Annotated in this window: 20 protein-coding genes and 1 other annotated feature; of the genes, 14 read left to right on the top strand and 6 right to left on the bottom strand. The window is 27.2% G+C overall.

Annotated elements, in window-relative coordinates:
* Positions 1 to 176: 176 nt before the first annotated feature.
* The 3 genes from ACQPVP_RS14050 to ACQPVP_RS14060 are packed head-to-tail and all read left to right on the top strand — an operon-like array spanning position 177 to position 2,027.
* On the top strand, positions 177 to 551 hold the full coding sequence (locus ACQPVP_RS14050) for a GntR family transcriptional regulator (RefSeq protein ID WP_430850960.1): 375 nt from the start codon (positions 177 to 179) through the stop codon (positions 549 to 551).
* Positions 552 to 553: 2 nt separating this feature from the next.
* The gene (locus ACQPVP_RS14055) at positions 554 to 1,405 is read left to right on the top strand and encodes an ABC transporter ATP-binding protein (RefSeq protein ID WP_430850962.1); all 852 of its coding nucleotides are present in this window, start codon (positions 554 to 556) and stop codon (positions 1,403 to 1,405) included.
* A gap of 1 nt (position 1,406) precedes the next feature.
* Positions 1,407 to 2,027: an ABC-2 transporter permease gene (locus tag ACQPVP_RS14060; RefSeq protein WP_430850964.1), complete on the top strand. Its 621-nt coding sequence runs from the start codon at positions 1,407 to 1,409 to the stop codon at positions 2,025 to 2,027.
* A 74-nt stretch (positions 2,028 to 2,101) separates the two neighbouring features.
* Here ACQPVP_RS14060 and ACQPVP_RS14065 read toward each other — a convergent pair whose 3' ends face one another.
* Positions 2,102 to 2,359, bottom strand: a complete 258-nt coding sequence (locus ACQPVP_RS14065; protein WP_430850966.1) for a DUF1294 domain-containing protein — start codon at positions 2,357 to 2,359, stop codon at positions 2,102 to 2,104.
* Positions 2,360 to 2,577: 218 nt separating this feature from the next.
* Here ACQPVP_RS14065 and ACQPVP_RS14070 point away from each other — a divergent pair, with 218 nt between their 5' ends.
* The gene (locus tag ACQPVP_RS14070; protein WP_430850968.1) at positions 2,578 to 3,903 is read left to right on the top strand and encodes an APC family permease; all 1,326 of its coding nucleotides are present in this window, start codon (positions 2,578 to 2,580) and stop codon (positions 3,901 to 3,903) included.
* 151 nt (positions 3,904 to 4,054) lie between these two features.
* Positions 4,055 to 4,738 carry a TIGR01906 family membrane protein gene (locus ACQPVP_RS14075; RefSeq protein ID WP_430850970.1) on the top strand — a complete coding sequence of 228 codons (684 nt, stop codon included), beginning with the start codon at positions 4,055 to 4,057 and terminating at the stop codon, positions 4,736 to 4,738.
* 72 nt (positions 4,739 to 4,810) lie between these two features.
* Here ACQPVP_RS14075 and ACQPVP_RS14080 read toward each other — a convergent pair whose 3' ends face one another.
* Both ACQPVP_RS14080 and ACQPVP_RS14085 read right to left on the bottom strand, forming a co-directional pair.
* Positions 4,811 to 5,977, bottom strand: coding sequence for an iron-containing alcohol dehydrogenase (locus tag ACQPVP_RS14080; RefSeq protein ID WP_430850972.1), 1,167 nt, complete (start codon positions 5,975 to 5,977; stop codon positions 4,811 to 4,813).
* An 81-nt stretch (positions 5,978 to 6,058) separates the two neighbouring features.
* Complete coding sequence (locus ACQPVP_RS14085) at positions 6,059 to 7,435, bottom strand: aldehyde dehydrogenase (RefSeq protein ID WP_430850974.1); 1,377 nt, start codon at positions 7,433 to 7,435, stop codon at positions 6,059 to 6,061.
* Positions 7,436 to 7,601: 166 nt separating this feature from the next.
* Here ACQPVP_RS14085 and ACQPVP_RS14090 point away from each other — a divergent pair, with 166 nt between their 5' ends.
* From ACQPVP_RS14090 to ACQPVP_RS14100, 3 genes are all read left to right on the top strand, one after another.
* Positions 7,602 to 7,874: a metal-sensitive transcriptional regulator gene (locus ACQPVP_RS14090; RefSeq protein WP_430839101.1), complete on the top strand. Its 273-nt coding sequence runs from the start codon at positions 7,602 to 7,604 to the stop codon at positions 7,872 to 7,874.
* 75 nt (positions 7,875 to 7,949) lie between these two features.
* Positions 7,950 to 8,206, top strand: a binding site (T-box leader).
* Between the two features lie 62 nt (positions 8,207 to 8,268).
* On the top strand, positions 8,269 to 9,282 hold the full coding sequence (gene asnA, locus ACQPVP_RS14095) for an aspartate--ammonia ligase (RefSeq protein ID WP_430850976.1): 1,014 nt from the start codon (positions 8,269 to 8,271) through the stop codon (positions 9,280 to 9,282).
* A 161-nt stretch (positions 9,283 to 9,443) separates the two neighbouring features.
* Positions 9,444 to 9,632: a ferredoxin gene (locus ACQPVP_RS14100; RefSeq protein WP_430850978.1), complete on the top strand. Its 189-nt coding sequence runs from the start codon at positions 9,444 to 9,446 to the stop codon at positions 9,630 to 9,632.
* Between the two features lie 25 nt (positions 9,633 to 9,657).
* On the opposite strand, the gene ACQPVP_RS14105 is transcribed toward ACQPVP_RS14100, so the two are convergent.
* Together ACQPVP_RS14105 and ACQPVP_RS14110 are read right to left on the bottom strand one after the other, a co-directional pair.
* Positions 9,658 to 10,134: a threonine/serine exporter family protein gene (locus ACQPVP_RS14105; protein WP_430851075.1), complete on the bottom strand. Its 477-nt coding sequence runs from the start codon at positions 10,132 to 10,134 to the stop codon at positions 9,658 to 9,660.
* Positions 10,135 to 10,148: 14 nt separating this feature from the next.
* A complete protein-coding gene (locus tag ACQPVP_RS14110; protein ID WP_430850980.1) occupies positions 10,149 to 10,913 on the bottom strand; it encodes a threonine/serine exporter family protein in 765 nt (254 codons plus the stop codon).
* A gap of 205 nt (positions 10,914 to 11,118) precedes the next feature.
* Here ACQPVP_RS14110 and glyA point away from each other — a divergent pair, with 205 nt between their 5' ends.
* The 6 genes from glyA (at position 11,119) to ACQPVP_RS14140 (ending at position 16,725) form a co-directional block, all read left to right on the top strand.
* Positions 11,119 to 12,357, top strand: a complete 1,239-nt coding sequence (glyA, locus tag ACQPVP_RS14115; protein WP_430850982.1) for a serine hydroxymethyltransferase — start codon at positions 11,119 to 11,121, stop codon at positions 12,355 to 12,357.
* A 78-nt stretch (positions 12,358 to 12,435) separates the two neighbouring features.
* Positions 12,436 to 13,191, top strand: coding sequence for an exodeoxyribonuclease III (locus ACQPVP_RS14120; RefSeq protein WP_430850984.1), 756 nt, complete (start codon positions 12,436 to 12,438; stop codon positions 13,189 to 13,191).
* Positions 13,192 to 13,380: 189 nt separating this feature from the next.
* Positions 13,381 to 14,112 (top strand): N-acetylmuramoyl-L-alanine amidase, encoded by a 732-nt coding sequence (locus ACQPVP_RS14125; protein ID WP_430850986.1) that lies wholly within the window; start codon positions 13,381 to 13,383, stop codon positions 14,110 to 14,112.
* 52 nt (positions 14,113 to 14,164) lie between these two features.
* Positions 14,165 to 14,965, top strand: coding sequence for a molybdate ABC transporter substrate-binding protein (gene modA / locus ACQPVP_RS14130; protein ID WP_430850988.1), 801 nt, complete (start codon positions 14,165 to 14,167; stop codon positions 14,963 to 14,965).
* A gap of 9 nt (positions 14,966 to 14,974) precedes the next feature.
* Positions 14,975 to 15,646, top strand: a complete 672-nt coding sequence (modB, locus tag ACQPVP_RS14135) for a molybdate ABC transporter permease subunit (protein WP_430850990.1) — start codon at positions 14,975 to 14,977, stop codon at positions 15,644 to 15,646.
* 11 nt (positions 15,647 to 15,657) lie between these two features.
* A complete protein-coding gene (locus ACQPVP_RS14140) occupies positions 15,658 to 16,725 on the top strand; it encodes a sulfate/molybdate ABC transporter ATP-binding protein (RefSeq protein ID WP_430850992.1) in 1,068 nt (355 codons plus the stop codon).
* A gap of 220 nt (positions 16,726 to 16,945) precedes the next feature.
* On the opposite strand, the gene ACQPVP_RS14145 is transcribed toward ACQPVP_RS14140, so the two are convergent.
* Positions 16,946 to 18,067 (bottom strand): amidase domain-containing protein, encoded by a 1,122-nt coding sequence (locus ACQPVP_RS14145; protein WP_430850994.1) that lies wholly within the window; start codon positions 18,065 to 18,067, stop codon positions 16,946 to 16,948.
* Between the last annotated feature and the right edge of the window lie 85 nt (positions 18,068 to 18,152).

The following is an 18,152-nucleotide window of genomic DNA, read 5'->3' on the forward strand; positions in this document are numbered from 1 at the left end:
ACCGCCGTGTACCAGGCCGGTACGCACGGTGGTGTGAGAGGACGGAAAATAAAATAATTATTTTCCTCCTACTCGATAAATAAAAGATTAGATTTATTATTGACATGAATGTATATTGGTATTAATATATGTATATAGGTAATATATACACTTTATATACACTTGGAGGTGAAAAATTGAATATTATCATTAGTAATTCTTCGCAAATTCCATTATATGAACAAATAGAAAGTCAAATAAAAAATCAAATTGTTAATATGGTTTTAAAGCCAGGGGAGCCTTTGCCATCTATTAGAACTTTAGCAAAGGAATTGAAGGTTAGTATTATAACTACTAAAAGAGCTTATGAAGAGTTAGAAAAAGAAGGGTTTATAAAAACTGTAGTAGGAAAAGGGACATTTGTAGCTGAAGCAAATAATGAAAGATTAAGAGAAGTGGCAATGTATGAGATAGAAAATAAATTAGAAGATGCTTTAATATCAGCTAAAGCAATAGGATTAACATTAGAAGAAACATTAGATATAATAAGAAGCTTATATGGGGAGGTTTAAATATGGAAGCTATTGAGATTAGAGGTTTAGAAAAAGAATATAAAAATTTTAAGTTAGATATTAAAGAGTTAATTGTAAAGAAAGGATATATTACTGGTTTTATAGGGCCTAATGGTTCAGGAAAGACAACTACAATTAAAGCTATTATGAATATGATTAATATTGACTCAGGAGAAGTTTTAGTTCTTGGAGAGAATATATTTAATAATGTAAATATTAAAGAAACAGTCTCCTTTGTAGGAGATACATATGGATTTTTAGAAGAAAATAAGGTCAAAAATATTAAACGTTCAGTTTCAAGATTTTATAAAATTTGGGATAATGACCTTTATAATAAATTGATTAATAAATTTAATATTAATGAAGATTCTATTTATGGAAAATTATCTAAAGGTAAAAAGAAACAATTTGAATTAGCTATGGCTTTAGCTAGAAAGCCAAAAGTTTTAATAATGGATGAACCTACTGCAAATTTAGATCCAGTAGTTAGAAATGAATTTTTAGAAGTTTTGCAAGAGCAAATGGAAAATGAAGATAGTACTGTTTTTTATTCAACTCATATAACTAGTGATTTAGAAAAGTGTGCTGATTATATAATTTTTATCTATAAAGGTAAGCTAATATTATATGGAGAAAAAGATTTAATATTAGAAAGCCATTCAATTATTAAGGGGAAAAAAGAAATTTTGGATATAGATACAAAAAAGGAATTTGTATCAATTAAAACAAGTGGATATAACTTTGAAGGCCTAACAGCTAACAAGGCAAAAGCCTTTGAGATATTTGGCAAAGAAGTAATATATGAAAAGGCTACACTAGAAGATATTATGGTCTATTATACAGGGAGGGAATAGTATGAGTAGAATTATAAATTTAATATTATTACAGTTCGAAACTGTATTTGCATTAAAAAAATATATGGGAATAATATTAGCTATAGCGATATTTATGGTATTTACACAACCAAATATGCTTCAATTTGTAGGTGTTCTCTTTATAATGGCAACTTGTTATAATTCAGCATTTTACGAAGAAAAAAGCAAATCAAACTACTTAATACATTCATTGCCGGTAAAAAGTAACGAATATATTTTATCTAAATATATATTTGTAGGAATTAATACTATAATATCAATGATGATATCATCTATAATATATATGTATATGACAATCATTAATAAAGGAGATTTAGGACCGTTATGGGCATTAATGTTAACGATAGCTGGGATAGGAATATTTATGATGAGCATATTAATTCCTTTAGAGATATTATTGGGTTTCGAAAAAGGAAGAATTGCCTTAGTATTTTTAACAGTTTTTCCTTTAGTATACTCAACAGAATTAACTAAAATTCTAGCTACAATAAATTTTAATAACAATATTTTTATAGCACTAATTATGCTTTGTATAATTACATTAATTTTATCTTCGTATTATATAACATCAAATTTATATGCAAAAAAAGATATTCAATAACATAGAAATATATCATAGTGTGGCGACTTGGAGCAAAGCGACGGAGCAAGCACTATGATATATTTCTATTATTGTTATTTAAAGATAAAAATTAAAATTTGAAGAATTAAAATTAATGGAATTCCTACTGTGAATTTTAAGTGTTTAGTTTTATGTCTAAATGTATACATACCTAAAAGAGTTCCTAAGCTTCCTCCTAAAGTTGATAATAAAAATAAAGATGATTCCTTGATTCGCCACTTATGTTTAATAGCTTTTCTCTTATCTATATAAATAGTAATAAAAGCAATAGTATTAATTAAAATTAAATAATAAAATAAAATATTTTTCATAATAATCTCCTGTAAAATTTATTTTATAGATTAATTATATACTGGAACAATTTTTATAGAAATAAAAATTATTTAATTTAATTATAAAGAGTTAAATTAAATATTTTTAAAAAATTTTAATTATAATAAATTTATTGTTCTAATTTTTTTATTTATATGATATATTGTACATATAAATTTGGCATTATAGAATATTATATTAAAATTGAGGTGGAATTATGAAGAAAAATGAATATGGTTTATTTACTGCCATAGGTATGATAGTAGGTATAGTAATTGGATCAGGTATATTTTTTAAGAGTGATAATATACTTGTTGCAACAAATGGTAGTATAAGTCTAGGAGTTATAGTTTTCTCCATAGCTGCTTTGGGAATTATATTTGGAAGTTTAACTATTTCAGAGCTTGCTTCTAGGGAAAGTAGACCAGGGGGAATAATAACATATGCAGAATATTCTTATAATGAATCTGCAGCATGTGCATTTGGATGGTTTCATACATTCTTGTATTATCCAACTTTAATTGCTGTAGTTTCATGGGTTGCAGGAATATATATATGTATGTTATTTGGAATTGATGGTGGACTAGCTATTAATATAGCTATTGGATTTGTATTTATAGTAATGTTTTATATTATAAACATATTATCAGGAAAATTAGGTGGCTATTTTCAAAATGTATCGACAGTCATTAAAGTTATTCCTTTAATATTGATTGCATTAGCTGGTGTATTTTTTGGAAATCCAAATGTAATTAATATTGGTGATGTTACTCATATGAAGTCAGCAACATGGATGGCAGCAATAGCTCCAATTGCATTTTCTTTTGATGGTTGGATAATAGCTACATCTATTGGACATGAAATAAAAGATTCAAAAAAGAATCTTCCAAAAGCTTTAGTAATTGCTCCATTATTTATATTAATAATATACGTTTTGTATTTTGTTGGAATTAGTATATATGTAGGACCTGAAAAAATAATGGCTTTAGAAGATGCACACGTTAATTTAGCAGCTAATATGTTATTTGGTGCATGGGGTGCTAAAATCATATTAACATTTGTAGTTGTTTCAATTTTAGGAACTTTAAATGGACTTATTATGGGTCATATAAGAATGCCTTATTCATTAGCAATTAGAGGTATGTTTCCTAAATCTGAAAAAATAAAAAAAATTAATGAAAAGATAGGAATGCCAATTTATTCAGCAATTATAGCTTTTATAATAACTTTAGTTTGTTTAATAATTCATTATATAACTCAAAAAAATAATTATTTACCAAATGCAGATGTGTCTGAAATATCTATAACTGTAAATTATTTATTATACATATTATTGTATTTCAAAGTTTTTAAAATGGGTTTAAGTGGAGAAATTAAAGGAGTTTGGAAGGGTAAAATTAATCCAATATTAGCATCAGTAGGATCACTTATAATTTTCTTTGGTAGTTTTACAAATCCATTATTTTTAGTGTTTATTGCAATTTGTGGAGCTTTATTGTTAGGAGCAATTATATTTTGGAAATTTAAAGAAAAATCTATTTAATATGATAATAAAAAATCTACATATTAGACTTGAATTTATAAAGTCTAAGAAATTTATCTAAAAAAGAAGGGGTAACCTTCTTTTTTGTATATATAATAAATTTTATGTTATTATTAAATAAAAAATAAATAAGTAATTGGGGGATGGGAATATGAAGAGAATATTAGAAGCCATTAAAAATTTTTTTTATGGCGTTTTAGTAGCATTATTTACTATAGGAATTTCAACTATTATATCTTTAAATTTAAAGTTTATTTATAATTTGTCTATAGATAAATATAACTTAGATAAAGTTGGACAAGTATCTAAAGAAATGCTTATTAAGGATTATAGTACATTAATTAATTATTTACAAAATCCATTTGTAGATAAGTTGAAGTTTGAAAATTTTTCTATGAGCAATAATGGAGAGTTTCATTTTTATGAAGTCAAGAAAATATTTTTATCAATTTATCTTTTAACATTTATAATTTTAATATTTTTTATTATTTTATTTATTATAAGAAGAAATAAAAAGAAAAAAAATAATATTTATAAGCTATTTAATTATGGAGTTAATACACTTACATGTATAATAGTTGTACTTTTATCAGCTATATTTATTGATTTTTCAAAAGCATTTATTATATTTCATAAGATATTTTTTAATAATGACTATTGGATTTTTGATGAAAGAACAGATCCTATTATAAAAGTTTTACCAGAAGAAGTTTTTATGTTATATGCAATAGTCATAATTTTCATAATAATAGCCAATATATTTATATGTAAATTATATTATTATAAAAAGACTTTCAGTAAGAAAAATAAAGAAGATAAAAGTATATCAGCATAGGGATTATTCTTATATAAAAACAAAATGGAACTGACATAAGCAGCTCCATTTTGTTTAATTTGTAAGTAAAAATTACAAAGCTAATTTAAATATTTCTAAAGCTTCCTTTTCTCTTATTTCTACAAAGTTACCAACATGATCACAATAAGCAACTAGTTTTTTAGACATTTCTTCAATGCGATTATCATCAATATCTACATGACTTAATCTAGTTGGTAAATCCATATCAGTAAAGAAGTTTTCAAGTGCCTCTATCCCCTTTAAAGAAGTTTCCTCAAGATTGTTAATATTAATATCAATATTAAATACTCTATTAGCAAATTGAGCAAACCTATTTAAATCATGTTTATATACATATTTCATCCAAGCAGGGAAAAGTATTGAAAGCCCTGCACCATGTGCTATATCATAAATACCGCTTAGTTCATGTTCAATATCATGAGTTGCCCAATCACCAATTCTTCCCATACTTAAAGAGTTATTATGAGCTATCATGCCTGATAGCATAATTTCAGCTCTTGCATTATAGTCATTAGGGTCTATGTTTAATCTTAAAGCATTTTCAATTATAGCTTTTAAAGTACCTTCGCATAATCTATCTGTTAAGTCAACATGCTTTTCATTAGTAAAGTATCTTTCAAGAATATGGGCTATCATATCGGAAATCCCACAAGAAGTTTGATATTTTGGTAGAGTAAAAGTAAGTTCTGGATTCATAATTGAAAAAACAGGTCTTAGAGAAGGGTGGCCAGTACTTCTTTTATACCACCCATCTTCGTTAGTTATAACACAACCAGAGCTTGTTTCACTACCGGCTGCTGGAATAGTTAATATAGTTGCAACATTTAAACAAGGATGATTAATAGAAGTATCTATAAATAAATCCCAAACATCACCATCATAATTTACTCCAGCAGCAATTGCTTTGGCAGAATCTATGACACTTCCTCCTCCAACAGCGAGGATAAAGTCTATATTATTTTTTCTACAAATTTCAATACCTTCTTTAACTAAAGAAAGCCTTGGGTTAGGTTTAACTCCAGAAAGTTCAACTATTTCAATATTTTCATTTTTCAAATATGAAATAACTTTATCATATAATCCACTAGATTTTATACTACCTCCACCATAATGAAGTAAAATTTTATTAGTATATTTTTTTATTTCCTTACCGATTTTTTCTTCAGTATTTTTGCCAAAGATAATTTCTGTATCATTTTTGTAATTAAAATTTCTCATAAATCCTCCTAAATAAATATATTTATATATTAATAATACTTTATATATTAGAGTCTTTCAAATAAAAAGAAATATAGTTGTTTATTTCATAAGTTTTTTTATAGTGGAAAGCTTATTGTTGTATGGGGCAAATCTAATAGGAAGCTCAAAAAAAGTTCCTCTTTTTATAATTGATTTTTTATGGGAAAATGTTTCAAAACTTGCCTTACCATGATATTGACCAATTCCACTAGTACCTACACCACCAAAGGGAATGTAGGAAGAAGCAACATGAATAATAGTATCATTAATAGTTGATCCTCCAGAAGAAATATTTAATAATACTTTTTCAATAGAGGATTTATTTTCTGAAAAATAGTATAAGGCTAATGGTTTTTCTTTTAATCTAATAAATTTTATAGCCTCATCTAGAGTTGAATATTCTACAATAGGTAGAATTGGACCAAATATTTCATCTTCCATAACTTTAGAGTTATCCTTAATATTTACTAGAATGGTAGGTTCTAAATATAGATCTTCATCATAAAAAGAGCCACCAAAGTATACTTCACCATCAGTAAGATATTCTTTTAGCCTATTTAATGAGTTTTTGTTTATAACTCTAGGAAAGTCAGGGCTAGATTTAATATCATTTCCAAATTGGCTTGTAATTTCTTTTGCTAAGGCCTTTAATAATTTATTTTTAATGCTGCTTTCAACTAATATATAATCAGGAGCTACACAAGTTTGGCCTGAATTTAAAAATTTACCCCATACAATTCTTTTAGCAGCTAAGTCTATATTAGCTGTGCTATCTACTATACAAGGACTTTTCCCTCCTAATTCTAATGTAACAGGAGTTAGGTTTTTTGAGGCTTTCTCCATAATAATTTTGCCAACTCGTACACTTCCAGTAAAGAATATATAATCAAATTTTAAATCTAATAAATAAGAAACAGTTTCCTTTCCACCTAAAGGATCAATAACTGAAATATAGCTTTCATCAAAGTTATTATTTATTAGTTTCTCTAGAAGTAAAGCAGTTTTTTGGCTATTTTCAGAAGGCTTAATTATTGCACAATTTCCAGCGGAAATAGCACCTATTAAAGGAGCTATAATAAGCTGAAATGGATAGTTAAAAGGTCCGATGATTAAAACAACGCCATAAGGTTCCTTATATATATAACTTTTTGCAGGAAAATGTATTAGAGGAGTTTTCTTTTTCTCCCTTTTTGCCCAAGATTTTAGTTTTTTTATATGAAGGTTAATTTCATCATATACTATTCCTATTTCAGTGGCATAAGACTCAAAGTTCGATTTTTTTAGATCTTTGTATAATGCCTCCATTATCTCTTCTTCATTTTCTTTGATAATAAGTTTAAGTTTTTTTAAAGTATTAATTCTAAAATTTAAATCATTAGTTTTATTAGTATAAAAAAAGTTTTTTTGACTATTAAATATATTTAATATTTTCTCCATAATAACCTCCAAGGTATCACATTATAAATAAATTAACATAATAATATATATTAATTATATCATTTTATATTTAATAGAATGATATATTTTTATTAATTGAAAGATACATAGATAAATGTTAAAATAAAGATACCCTATAGAGGTATAGTAATATGGAGGTATTAAATTGGAAGAAGAAAATGAAAAGATAAGAAAAGACATTATTAATAGACTTAAAAGAATTGAAGGACAAGTAAAGGGAATTCAAGGTATGCTTGAAAAAAACGTTTGCTGTTCAGATATACTAGTACAAATTTCAGCTATTAGATCAGCTATAAATAGAGTCGGAGGACTAACTATTGAATATTATGCTAATAATTGCTTAAATATAGAAGAAGGATCAATGGAACAGGAAACCTTAAAACAACTTATTAAAACTATTAATACTTTTGTAAAATAAATATAATAATTTTCAAAAAAAGTATTTACATTTTTATAATAAGATGATATTATTTATTTCAACAAAATATTGTATATAGAGGCAATGAAGAGAAGAAGTAGAGTTAATGTATCTTCAAAGAGAGTTCTACCATGGCTGAAAGTAGAATAAGAAAGTTAATTTGAATAACATCTCTGAGCTATACCCCGAAAGATAACAACTAGTAGGCGGTAATCAGGTTCACCTGTTATAGTGATAGAGTATCTAAGTTTACTTATGTACTTGATAAGGTTATTATTGTGAAATAATAACGAATTAAGGTGGCAACATGGAATTTTACTTTCATCCTTTTATAGGATGAAAGTTTTTTTATTTTATAAAATAAATTACTAATAGATTAAAGGGGGATTTTTCTATGAAAATCGAAGGAATAATAGTACCAAAGGATTATAAAAGTAACACTACATTAATTGAAACAGAAGTAAACATTAAGAAAATTAAAGATTTTTTTGAAAAGACTTTAGCAGAAAAATTAAATTTAACTAGAGTTTCAGCACCTTTATTTGTAGATGCTAAAAGTGGTGTAAATGATAATTTAAATGGGGTAGAGAGACCTGTTAAATTTGATATATTAGCAACTGGCGAAGAGGTTGAAATAGTTCATTCTTTAGCTAAATGGAAAAGATTAAGTCTATATAGATATGGATTTAATGTAGGAGAAGGTTTATATACAGATATGAATGCAATTAGAAGAGATGAGGAATTAGATAATTTACATTCAATTTATGTAGATCAATGGGATTGGGAAAAAATCATAACTAAAGAAGATAGAAATGAAGAAAAATTAAAAGAGATAGTTAAAGATATATATGATGTTTTTAAGAAAACTGAAAAATATGTTCATAGTGATTTGATTAAAGAAGAGGATAAACTTCCAGAGGATATTTTCTTTATTACAACTCAGGAGTTAGAAGATATATATCCTGATTTAACTCCAAAGGAAAGAGAAGATGCTATATGTAAAGAACATAAGGCTGTATTTATAATGAAAATTGGAGATACTTTAAAATCTGGAAAAAAGCATGATGGAAGAAGTCCAGATTATGATGATTGGAGCCTAAATGGAGATATACTATTTTGGTATCCATTATTAGAAAGAGCAGTAGAGCTTTCATCAATGGGTATTAGAGTAGATAAAAAAGCATTAGATTATCAGTTAAGTGTTTCTGGTAATGACAATAGAAGAGAATTAGAATTTCATAAGCTTTTATTAAAAGAAGAGCTTCCATTTACTGTTGGAGGAGGAATAGGACAATCTAGAATTTGCATGTTCTTTTTAAATAAAGCTCATATTGGAGAAGTTCAAGCAAGTACATGGGATGATAAAAATATGAAAATATGTAGAGAATACGATATAAAACTATTATAAGCAATTTAATTTGATGCAACTAATATTTATCGCAGATTATGCCTTATGAAAATTATTGACAATTTTTTATAATTATCTATAATGAGTGTATAAATAATTATTGAAAGATAAATGTTAGCTTATGGAAAATTAAGTTTAATATAAATAAAGGAGGCGGGTTTATGAAAACATTTGTTGATGAAAATACATGTATATCTTGTGGATTATGTGAAGGAATTTGTCCAGAAATATTTACATTAGAAACAGGAGTATCTACTGCAAAAGAAGGAGATGTTCCTGCAGAGTTTGAAGATGCTACAAGAGAAGCTTGCGACAGCTGTCCAGTAAGTGCAATATCAGTAGAAGAATAATACACAAGAAAAAGCCACATATTTCTTAAATATGTGGCTTTTTCTTTGCTAATTTTTCTAATTCACGAACTTCTCTTTTCTTTTTTGCAGACATAAAAAGTCTAGTTAAAGTAGATACAAAAATTATTCCTAATGCTAGGGAGCCAGCATTAGCCATGGTATGTAAACCCAATTCAATAGATTCCATAATGTTCCCATTGATTGCCTCATACATAGTATAGTACATTCCACCGCCTGGAACCAAAGGGATTAATGCACAAATAATTAAAGTGGTAACAGGAGTTTTTAAAACTCGAGCCATTATTTCTGAATAAATACTAAAAATAATAGAGGCTATAAAAAAGGAAGAAGTTGTATCAAATCCTAGATTCTCAAAGTATAAACTAATAAACCAACTTATACCACCACCTAATCCAGCATAAAAAAGTTTATATCCTTTAATGTTAAATAATATTCCAAAACCAAGGGTAGCAAAAAAAGCAAAGATCGATTGCGTAATCATTGTTGCATTACTCATTATAATCCTCCAAATGTAGAAATCCAAAAGCTAAGTACTGCTCCTGTTCCAACAGCAATTGATATTGCAACTAAAAAAGCTTCAACTGCTCTAGTTGATCCTGCTAATAAATCGCCAGAAATAGTGTCACGTATAGCATTAGTAATAGCAAGACCTGGAACTAATAGCATTATAGATCCAATAATAGTCTTATCAATATCATTTATAAGGTTCAGTTTTAAAAATATAATTGCCATTATTGCAGTTGTTCCTGCACATATGCTATTAATAAAAAATTGATTTATTTCTAGGGTAGCAAATTTTATAGATAATGACTTTATGACAAGTCCAATAAAAAATGCAGCTATTGCTTCAGGGACTTTTCCACCAAAAAGAAAAACAAAGCAAAATGCACCTAGAGCAGAAATTAGTATAGCTGTTTTATCATTGTATCTTTCACCATTATTAATTATTTTAAGTTGTTCTTTTAATTCTGAAACTGTTAATCCTTTATTAATTATGTTTCTCGATAAATCATTAACCTTATCTACTTTATTTAAATCTATAGTCCTAGTTGAAACTCTTCTGATAAGAGAATGGGTTTTCCCGTTATGGCAAATTGAAACCATTATTCCAGTAGTAGTTACAAAACTTTCTGCTTCTTCTATACCGTAAATTTTGCATATTCGCCATATGATTTCCTCAGCTCTATAAGTTTCTCCACCGGACTCAAGCATAATTTTTCCAGCAAATGTGGCTACATGAAGTATTTCATTTAAATCCATAAGATATACTCCTTATAACTAAAATTTCTTAAGGTATTATAACATATTGAATATTGTATAGTATACACTACTTTATATATTTAATAATAAAAAAGAAAAAATAATAAAAATAATAATTAATTACATATTTTAATTGATTATTATTGGAATTAAATTTATAATTTATTAAAAAGTATATTCTAAAATCTTAAATTGGGGTGATAAAATGAATTTTGAAAATCTTTCAAAGGAAGATAAAGTTATTAACGAATTAATTAATAAGGAATTAAAAAGACAGCAAGATGGAATTGAATTAATTGCATCTGAAAATTTTGCTTCTAAAGCTGTTATGGAAGCGATGGGATCATATCTTACTAATAAATATGCAGAAGGATATCCAAACAAAAGATACTATGGTGGATGTCACGTAGTAGATGAAATTGAAGATATAGCTAGAGAAAGAGCGAAAGAACTCTTTGGATCAGAGCATGCAAATGTTCAGCCTCATTCTGGATCACAAGCTAATATGGCAGTATATTTATCAGTACTTGAATATGGGGATACGGTATTAGGAATGGATTTAAGTCATGGAGGTCACTTAACTCATGGTTCACCAGTTAATTTCTCTGGTAAGCTTTATAATTTTGTTTCTTATGGAGTGAATAAAGAGACAGAAACAATTGATTATGATGAAGTTAGACAAATTGCATTGAAACATAAACCTAAGCTAATTGTAGCAGGCGCTAGTGCATATTCAAGAATAATTGACTTTAAAGCTTTTAGAGATATTTGCGATGAGGTTGGATCTTATTTAATGGTTGATATGGCTCATATAGCAGGATTGGTTGCAACAGGAGCACATCCATCACCAGTTCCATATGCAGATTTTGTTACATCAACCACTCATAAAACATTAAGAGGACCAAGGGGAGGTATGATACTTTGCAAAGAAAAATATGCAAAGCAACTTGATAAGACTATTTTCCCAGGAATACAAGGAGGACCTCTAATACATACTATAGCAGCAAAAGCAGTATGTTTTAAAGAAGCATTAGATTCATCTTTTAAGGAATATATAAATAATGTTGTAGGTAACTGTAGCATATTAGCTAATGAATTAAAGAAGTATGGATTTAAAATTGTTTCTGGTGGTACAGATAACCATTTGATTTTAGTAGATTTAAATAATAAAGATGTTACTGGGAAGGATGCAGAAATTTTATTGGACTCAATAGGTATTACAGTAAATAAGAATACAGTTCCTAATGAAACAAAGAGTCCATTTATAACATCTGGAATTAGAATTGGAACAGCAGCAGTTACAACTAGAGGATTTAATGAAGAAGATATGAAGGAAATAGCTTCTATTATAAATGATGCTCTTTCTGTAGAAAATCCTAATATAGAAAGTCTAAAAGCTAGGGTAAAAACTTTATGTGAAAAACACCCTTTATATAATTATTAATATGTAGATTTATTATGTTTTACCTGTTAAAACTGTTATAATATATATATAATATTTTTACTATAAAGGAGAAATTCAATGAAGTTAATATCATGGAATGTTAATGGAATAAGAGCTTGTGTTACAAAAGGCTTTTTAGATTATTTTAATGAAATGGATGCAGATATATTTTGTATTCAAGAAAGCAAACTTCAATCAGGTCAAATAGATTTAAACTTAGAAGGTTATCACCAATATTGGAATTATGCTGAAAAAAAAGGTTACTCAGGTACAGCAATATTTACTAAAGAAGAGCCTTTAAATGTTTCATATGGTATTGGTATAGAAGAGCATGATAAAGAAGGAAGGGTTATTACCTTAGAGTTTGATAAATTTTATATGGTAACAGTGTATACACCTAATTCTAAAAATGAACTTGCTAGACTAGATTATAGAATGGTTTGGGAAGATGCCTTTAGAGAATATTTATTAGAGCTAGATAAGAAAAAACCTGTGGTAGTTTGTGGTGATTTAAATGTTGCACATAAAGAAATAGATTTGAAAAATCCTAAAACTAATTTAAGAAATGCAGGCTTTACAGAAGAAGAAAGAAGTAAATTTACAGAATTATTAAATTCAGGATTTATAGATACATTTAGATATTTTTATCCAGATGTAACAGGAGCATATTCTTGGTGGTCATATAGGTTTAAAGCAAGAGAAAAGAATGCTGGATGGAGAATTGATTATTTCTTAGTATCAAATTCTTTAAAGGATAAGTTAGAAGATGCTAAAATTCATACAGAAATTTTAGGTTCAGATCACTGTCCTGTAGAAGTTACAATTAATATTTAGATTAATTTAAAGTTACTTTACCATTTTTAATATAATGATAAAGTAACTTTATTACATTTATAGAGAAAAATAACATTATAATAAATGGGGGTGATGTATTGTCAATTAATTAAGTTAATAAATGATAACGAATAATTTGAACAAGCCTTGGAAATTATAATATTAATTATTATAATTTTGGAGGTTAAAATGAAAAAATTTAGAAAAATAAGTTTATTTTTATTAACAATAGTATTTTTAAATTTAAATGCTAAGTTATCTTTTGCATATAATGCAGGAGAAAGTCAAAAACAATTTACTATTTGTATTGATCCAGGACATCAAAAGAAAGGTGATAGTAAATTAGAATCTGTTTCTCCTGGTTCAGGAAATAAAAAACCTAGGGTATCGCAAGGAACAGAAGGAGTAGGAACAAAAAAGGCTGAGTATGTAGTGAATTTAGAAGCATCAGTTATATTAAAAGATATTTTATCTAATAAAGGATATAATGTTATCATGACTAGAGAAAGTCATGAGGTTAATATAAGTAATGCCGAAAGAGCTGAAATAGCAAATAACTCAAAGGCAGATATGACTATTAGAATCCACTGCGATAGTTTAAAGGATGGAAGTAAAACAGGAGCAACTATATTAGTTCCATCTAGTAAGGAAAGTAATACTAAAGCTATTTATGAAGAAAGTAATAAATTTGCCAATATATTAAAGGAAGATTTAAAAAATAAAGGTATAAAAGTAAATGGAGTTTTTGAAAGAAGTGATATTACAGGGTTTAATTGGTCAACAGTACCAGTTATAATATTAGAAATGGGATTTATGAGTAATTATAGCGAAGATAAGATGTTATGTGATGAAAATTATCAAAAAAAACTTATGAATATAGTTGCAGATTCATTAGATAAATACAAGGAAATGAGTAATTAAAAATTAATGTATATTAGAGTTAATAATTATTTTATAGGTAAGGTGAATAAAAATGAAAAAGAAAATTAGTTTAATTTTAAGTATGGGATTATTAATATTCAGTTTAAGTGGATGTACTAATAATAATCAATCTTTAGATAATACAAATAATAATGAAAAAGAAGTAACCATTACCATTGCTGCAGCAGCAAGTTTAAAAAATTGTATGGATGATAAATTAATTCCTATGTTTAATGAGAAGTATCCTAATATCAAAGTACAAGCAACTTATGATAGTTCAGGAAAATTACAAAGTCAAATTGAAGAAGGTGCAGATATAGATATATTTATGTCTGCGGCAAAAAAACAAATGAATGCATTGAAGGAAGAAGGACTAATTGAAGATGAATCTATAGTGGAGCTTGTTGAAAATAAAATAGTGCTAATTGTCCCAAAGGGAAGTGATAATGGAATAAAAAACTTTGAAGACATATTAAAATCTGATAAAATTGCTATAGGAGATCCAGCTAGTGTACCAGCAGGACAATATGCTCAGGAATTATTTGAAAATTTAAATATTTGGGATGAAGTAGTTCTTAAAGCAAGTTTAGGAACCAATGTTACAGAGGTTTTAAATTGGGTCGCTGAAGCTAGTGCTGATTCGGGGGTTGTTTACTCAACAGATGCTATTTCAAATGATAAAGTTGAAGTTGTAGCAGAAGCTCCTGAAGGGAGTGTTTCTAAAGTAATATATCCAATAGGAATAATAAAGAACAGTAAAAATAAATATACGGCTAAGATTTTTAATGATTTTCTACAAACAGATGAAGCGTTAAAGGTATTTGAGTCTTATGGATTTTCATCAAATAAATAGGAGAATGTAATGGATATATCGCCAATAATAATTTCGTTAAAAACTGCAACTATATCAATGATCTTCACATTTTTATTAGGTGTTTTTATAGCAAAGTTTATTGTAAATATAAGGTATGAAAAAGTGAAAATGATTTTAGATGGAATTTTAACATTACCATTAGTTTTACCACCAACGGTAATGGGGTTTTTCCTATTAATTGTTTTTGGAGTTAATAGACCTATAGGAAAGATGTTATTAGATTTTCTTGGAGTTAAAATAGTTTTTTCTTGGTCTGCTACTGTAATTGCTTCCATAGTAATATCATTTCCTCTTATGTATCGTTCTGCAAGAGGAGCTTTTGAGCAAGTGGATAAAAATTTAATTATGGCTGCAAGAACATTAGGGATGTCAGAAAGAAAGATTTTTTGGAGTATTATTATGCCAATGGCACTACCTGGAGTTGCAGCAGGAGGCATTTTAGCATTTGCAAGGGGCTTAGGCGAGTTTGGAGCTACGGCTATGATAGCAGGAAATATTGCTAATAAAACAAGAACATTGCCATTAGCAATTTACTCTGAAGTATCAGCAGGAAATATGGATATAGCTTTAAACTATGTATTAATTGTTACTCTGATTTCATTTGTAGTTGTTGTTTTAACAAATTATTTTACTATAAAAGAAAGAAAATATTTGAAATAAGGAAGAAGATAATGAGTTTATTTGTAGATATAAAAAAGAAGTTAAAGGGATTCTATCTTAATGTTTCTTTTGAAACAAATGGTGATTATCTTGGAATCCTAGGGGCCTCTGGAAGTGGGAAAAGTATGACACTTAAATGTATTGCAGGAATTGAAACTCCTGATGAAGGTATTATAGTGTTAAATGGAAAAGTATTATTTGATTCTAAGAATAAAATTAATTTAAAGCCTCAAGAAAGAAATATTGGATATTTATTTCAAAATTATGCTTTATTTCCCAATATGACAGTTGAAGAAAATATAGGAATAGGCCTTGTTACATCTAAAAGTGAAAAGAAGAAGAAAGTAAATGAAATGATTAATTTATTTGATTTGCAAGGACTTGAAAAAAAATATCCTAATGAGCTTTCTGGTGGGCAACAACAAAGGGTTGCTCTAGCTAGATGTATAATTTATAAACCAGATATATTGATGCTTGATGAACCATTTTCTGCATTAGATTCATATCTAAAAGAAAAACTTCAAACAGAAGTTTTAGAGCTTCTAAATATTTATGAAGGTGAAGTTTTAATGGTAACTCATAGTAGAGATGAAGTTTATAAATTTTGTAAAAATATAGTTGTAGTTGAAAAAGGAAATTCTATTTTAATTGGCAATACTAAAGAGATTTTTGAAAATCCTAAAATTAAAGAGGTAGCAATTCTTACGGGGTGTAAAAACATTTCAAGATGTGAAATTATATCTGATAATAAGGTGTATGCTTTAGATTGGGATATTACTTTAGAAGTTGAACAAAAGATTAATAATAAAATAAATTATATAGGAATTAGAGCACATAATTTTGAAATTATCGATAACATTTGTGAAAATAGCAAAAGAAATATTATAGAATGTAAAATAGATAAAATAGTAGAAGATGTATTTGAATATAACATAATGTTTAAAAATAAAAATTCAAATATAAAAAGTGACACCAGTATAATTTTATATAAAGTGAAAAAAGAAGAATGGGATAATAGAAAAAATAAAGAAAATTTATATTTAATATTACCAGAAAATTCACTTTTATTTTTAGAGTAATTAAAAATAATTATTACCTTTAGTGTATAAAGAGATAAATATTGTATGACAGATCAATGAATACAATATTTATCTCTTTTTTACTCTTTAGAAATTATAAAGATGTTACCATGTGAATAACTTTTTTGCAATTTCTTTCCTTCAGCCTTGAAGTGCTTCTATTAATTACGATGGCTTGGAGCTTGTGACGGAATAAGCAAAATTATATAGAAGCACTTTTTTAGTAGTGAACATGTATAAGATGAAATTTAATATTATCGTTACTCCAACCTAAATCATAAGGAACTAAAAGCCTATTAGTATTATGACAAGTTACAAGAGGATATCCCTTAGAATCAAATCCTGTTACTGTGGATACGTGAGTTATTCTTCCTTTCTTCTCATATGCTACGAAATCACCTGGCCTCATATTAAAGGCAGCCTTATAAACTTGTTCGTAGGAGCCTTTAGCAATATAGGAAGCTCTACCACTATTAACCATATAGTTTTTAAAGCCTTGAGCATTTAACCAAGCTTTTGTACCTGCTTTAGCAGCATAATTCCATGTGGAGTTTTTGTTGAATCCACCTCCTTCAAATAATATTTGAGAAGCAAAATTTGCACAATCTCCACCATCAGGATTATGGTCTTTATAGTTAGAATTATATTTAAAGGTAAAATCTTCATCTTCAGAAACTCCACAGTATTTATGTGCATAATCTATTGCATTTTGTATTTTTTCATTAGGAGTATATTCGGGAGCTTTTTGGCTTAATATATATTCTTTTATTTCTTCAGATTTTAAATTCTTTAATTCTAAAGAATCTGCAAAGGGATCAGTATACCATTCTTTAGTTATAATATATTTATCTCCTTGCTTTTTTAAATTTAAATAATGATTAGTTCCAAGTCTAAAATGATTAACAGTTTCTGGGCTATCTATGTAATAATAATTGAAATCTGTTGCAACATCACAAATAACACCATAAAGGTTAGGTTCTTTTTCAGCAACTTTTCTAATCTTTACTATTGATTCTATATTTTTAAATTTTACAGCTTGTTTTTCTGACCAATTAATTAAATATTGAGTTTTTTTAGCTTCGCTTTCATAGGCCCATAAACTAACTTTAATATCTAAATCATAGAATCCCTTAAGAAGTTCAGTGTCAGCTGAAACTATTGCTGTATTTCTTTGTGCAAATAAGTTTTCTAATAAATCCTTAAATTCTTTTTTTACCTCATCAGATGAATAATCTACTTTTGAGGAGTTAGACTCATCTTCAAAGGCTAAACAAGTTGAAATAGGAATTATATTAAAAGTAAGTAAAGCAATTAAGATTATATTAATTAATTTCAACTTCAAAAATTTCCTTCTCCTTTCGTTTAAACTTTAAATGTAGTTTGTACTAAAAACATTAAATTTATCTATAAGTTATGATTATTTAAAT

It is taken from the genome of Clostridium nigeriense (genome assembly GCF_050585265.1).
In the GTDB taxonomy this organism is placed as follows: domain Bacteria; phylum Bacillota; class Clostridia; order Clostridiales; family Clostridiaceae; genus Clostridium; species Clostridium nigeriense_B.

What these genes read in the sequence shown, in the direction of transcription:
- modA (WP_430850988.1), top strand. Translation starts at nt 14,165, where the DNA reads ATGAAAAAGAAAATTAGTTTAATTTTAAGTATGGGATTATTAATATTC.
- ACQPVP_RS14110 (WP_430850980.1), bottom strand. Translation starts at nt 10,913, where the DNA reads ATGGATTTAAATGAAATACTTCATGTAGCCACATTTGCTGGAAAAATT.
- glyA (WP_430850982.1), top strand. Translation starts at nt 11,119, where the DNA reads ATGAATTTTGAAAATCTTTCAAAGGAAGATAAAGTTATTAACGAATTA.
- ACQPVP_RS14105 (WP_430851075.1), bottom strand. Translation starts at nt 10,134, where the DNA reads ATGATTACGCAATCGATCTTTGCTTTTTTTGCTACCCTTGGTTTTGGA.
- ACQPVP_RS14075 (WP_430850970.1), top strand. Translation starts at nt 4,055, where the DNA reads ATGAAGAGAATATTAGAAGCCATTAAAAATTTTTTTTATGGCGTTTTA.
- ACQPVP_RS14120 (WP_430850984.1), top strand. Translation starts at nt 12,436, where the DNA reads ATGAAGTTAATATCATGGAATGTTAATGGAATAAGAGCTTGTGTTACA.
- asnA (WP_430850976.1), top strand. Translation starts at nt 8,269, where the DNA reads ATGAAAATCGAAGGAATAATAGTACCAAAGGATTATAAAAGTAACACT.
- ACQPVP_RS14125 (WP_430850986.1), top strand. Translation starts at nt 13,381, where the DNA reads ATGAAAAAATTTAGAAAAATAAGTTTATTTTTATTAACAATAGTATTT.
- ACQPVP_RS14080 (WP_430850972.1), bottom strand. Translation starts at nt 5,977, where the DNA reads ATGAGAAATTTTAATTACAAAAATGATACAGAAATTATCTTTGGCAAA.
- ACQPVP_RS14085 (WP_430850974.1), bottom strand. Translation starts at nt 7,435, where the DNA reads ATGGAGAAAATATTAAATATATTTAATAGTCAAAAAAACTTTTTTTAT.
- ACQPVP_RS14055 (WP_430850962.1), top strand. Translation starts at nt 554, where the DNA reads ATGGAAGCTATTGAGATTAGAGGTTTAGAAAAAGAATATAAAAATTTT.
- ACQPVP_RS14140 (WP_430850992.1), top strand. Translation starts at nt 15,658, where the DNA reads ATGAGTTTATTTGTAGATATAAAAAAGAAGTTAAAGGGATTCTATCTT.
- ACQPVP_RS14060 (WP_430850964.1), top strand. Translation starts at nt 1,407, where the DNA reads ATGAGTAGAATTATAAATTTAATATTATTACAGTTCGAAACTGTATTT.
- ACQPVP_RS14070 (WP_430850968.1), top strand. Translation starts at nt 2,578, where the DNA reads ATGAAGAAAAATGAATATGGTTTATTTACTGCCATAGGTATGATAGTA.
- ACQPVP_RS14065 (WP_430850966.1), bottom strand. Translation starts at nt 2,359, where the DNA reads ATGAAAAATATTTTATTTTATTATTTAATTTTAATTAATACTATTGCT.
- modB (WP_430850990.1), top strand. Translation starts at nt 14,975, where the DNA reads ATGGATATATCGCCAATAATAATTTCGTTAAAAACTGCAACTATATCA.
- ACQPVP_RS14100 (WP_430850978.1), top strand. Translation starts at nt 9,444, where the DNA reads ATGAAAACATTTGTTGATGAAAATACATGTATATCTTGTGGATTATGT.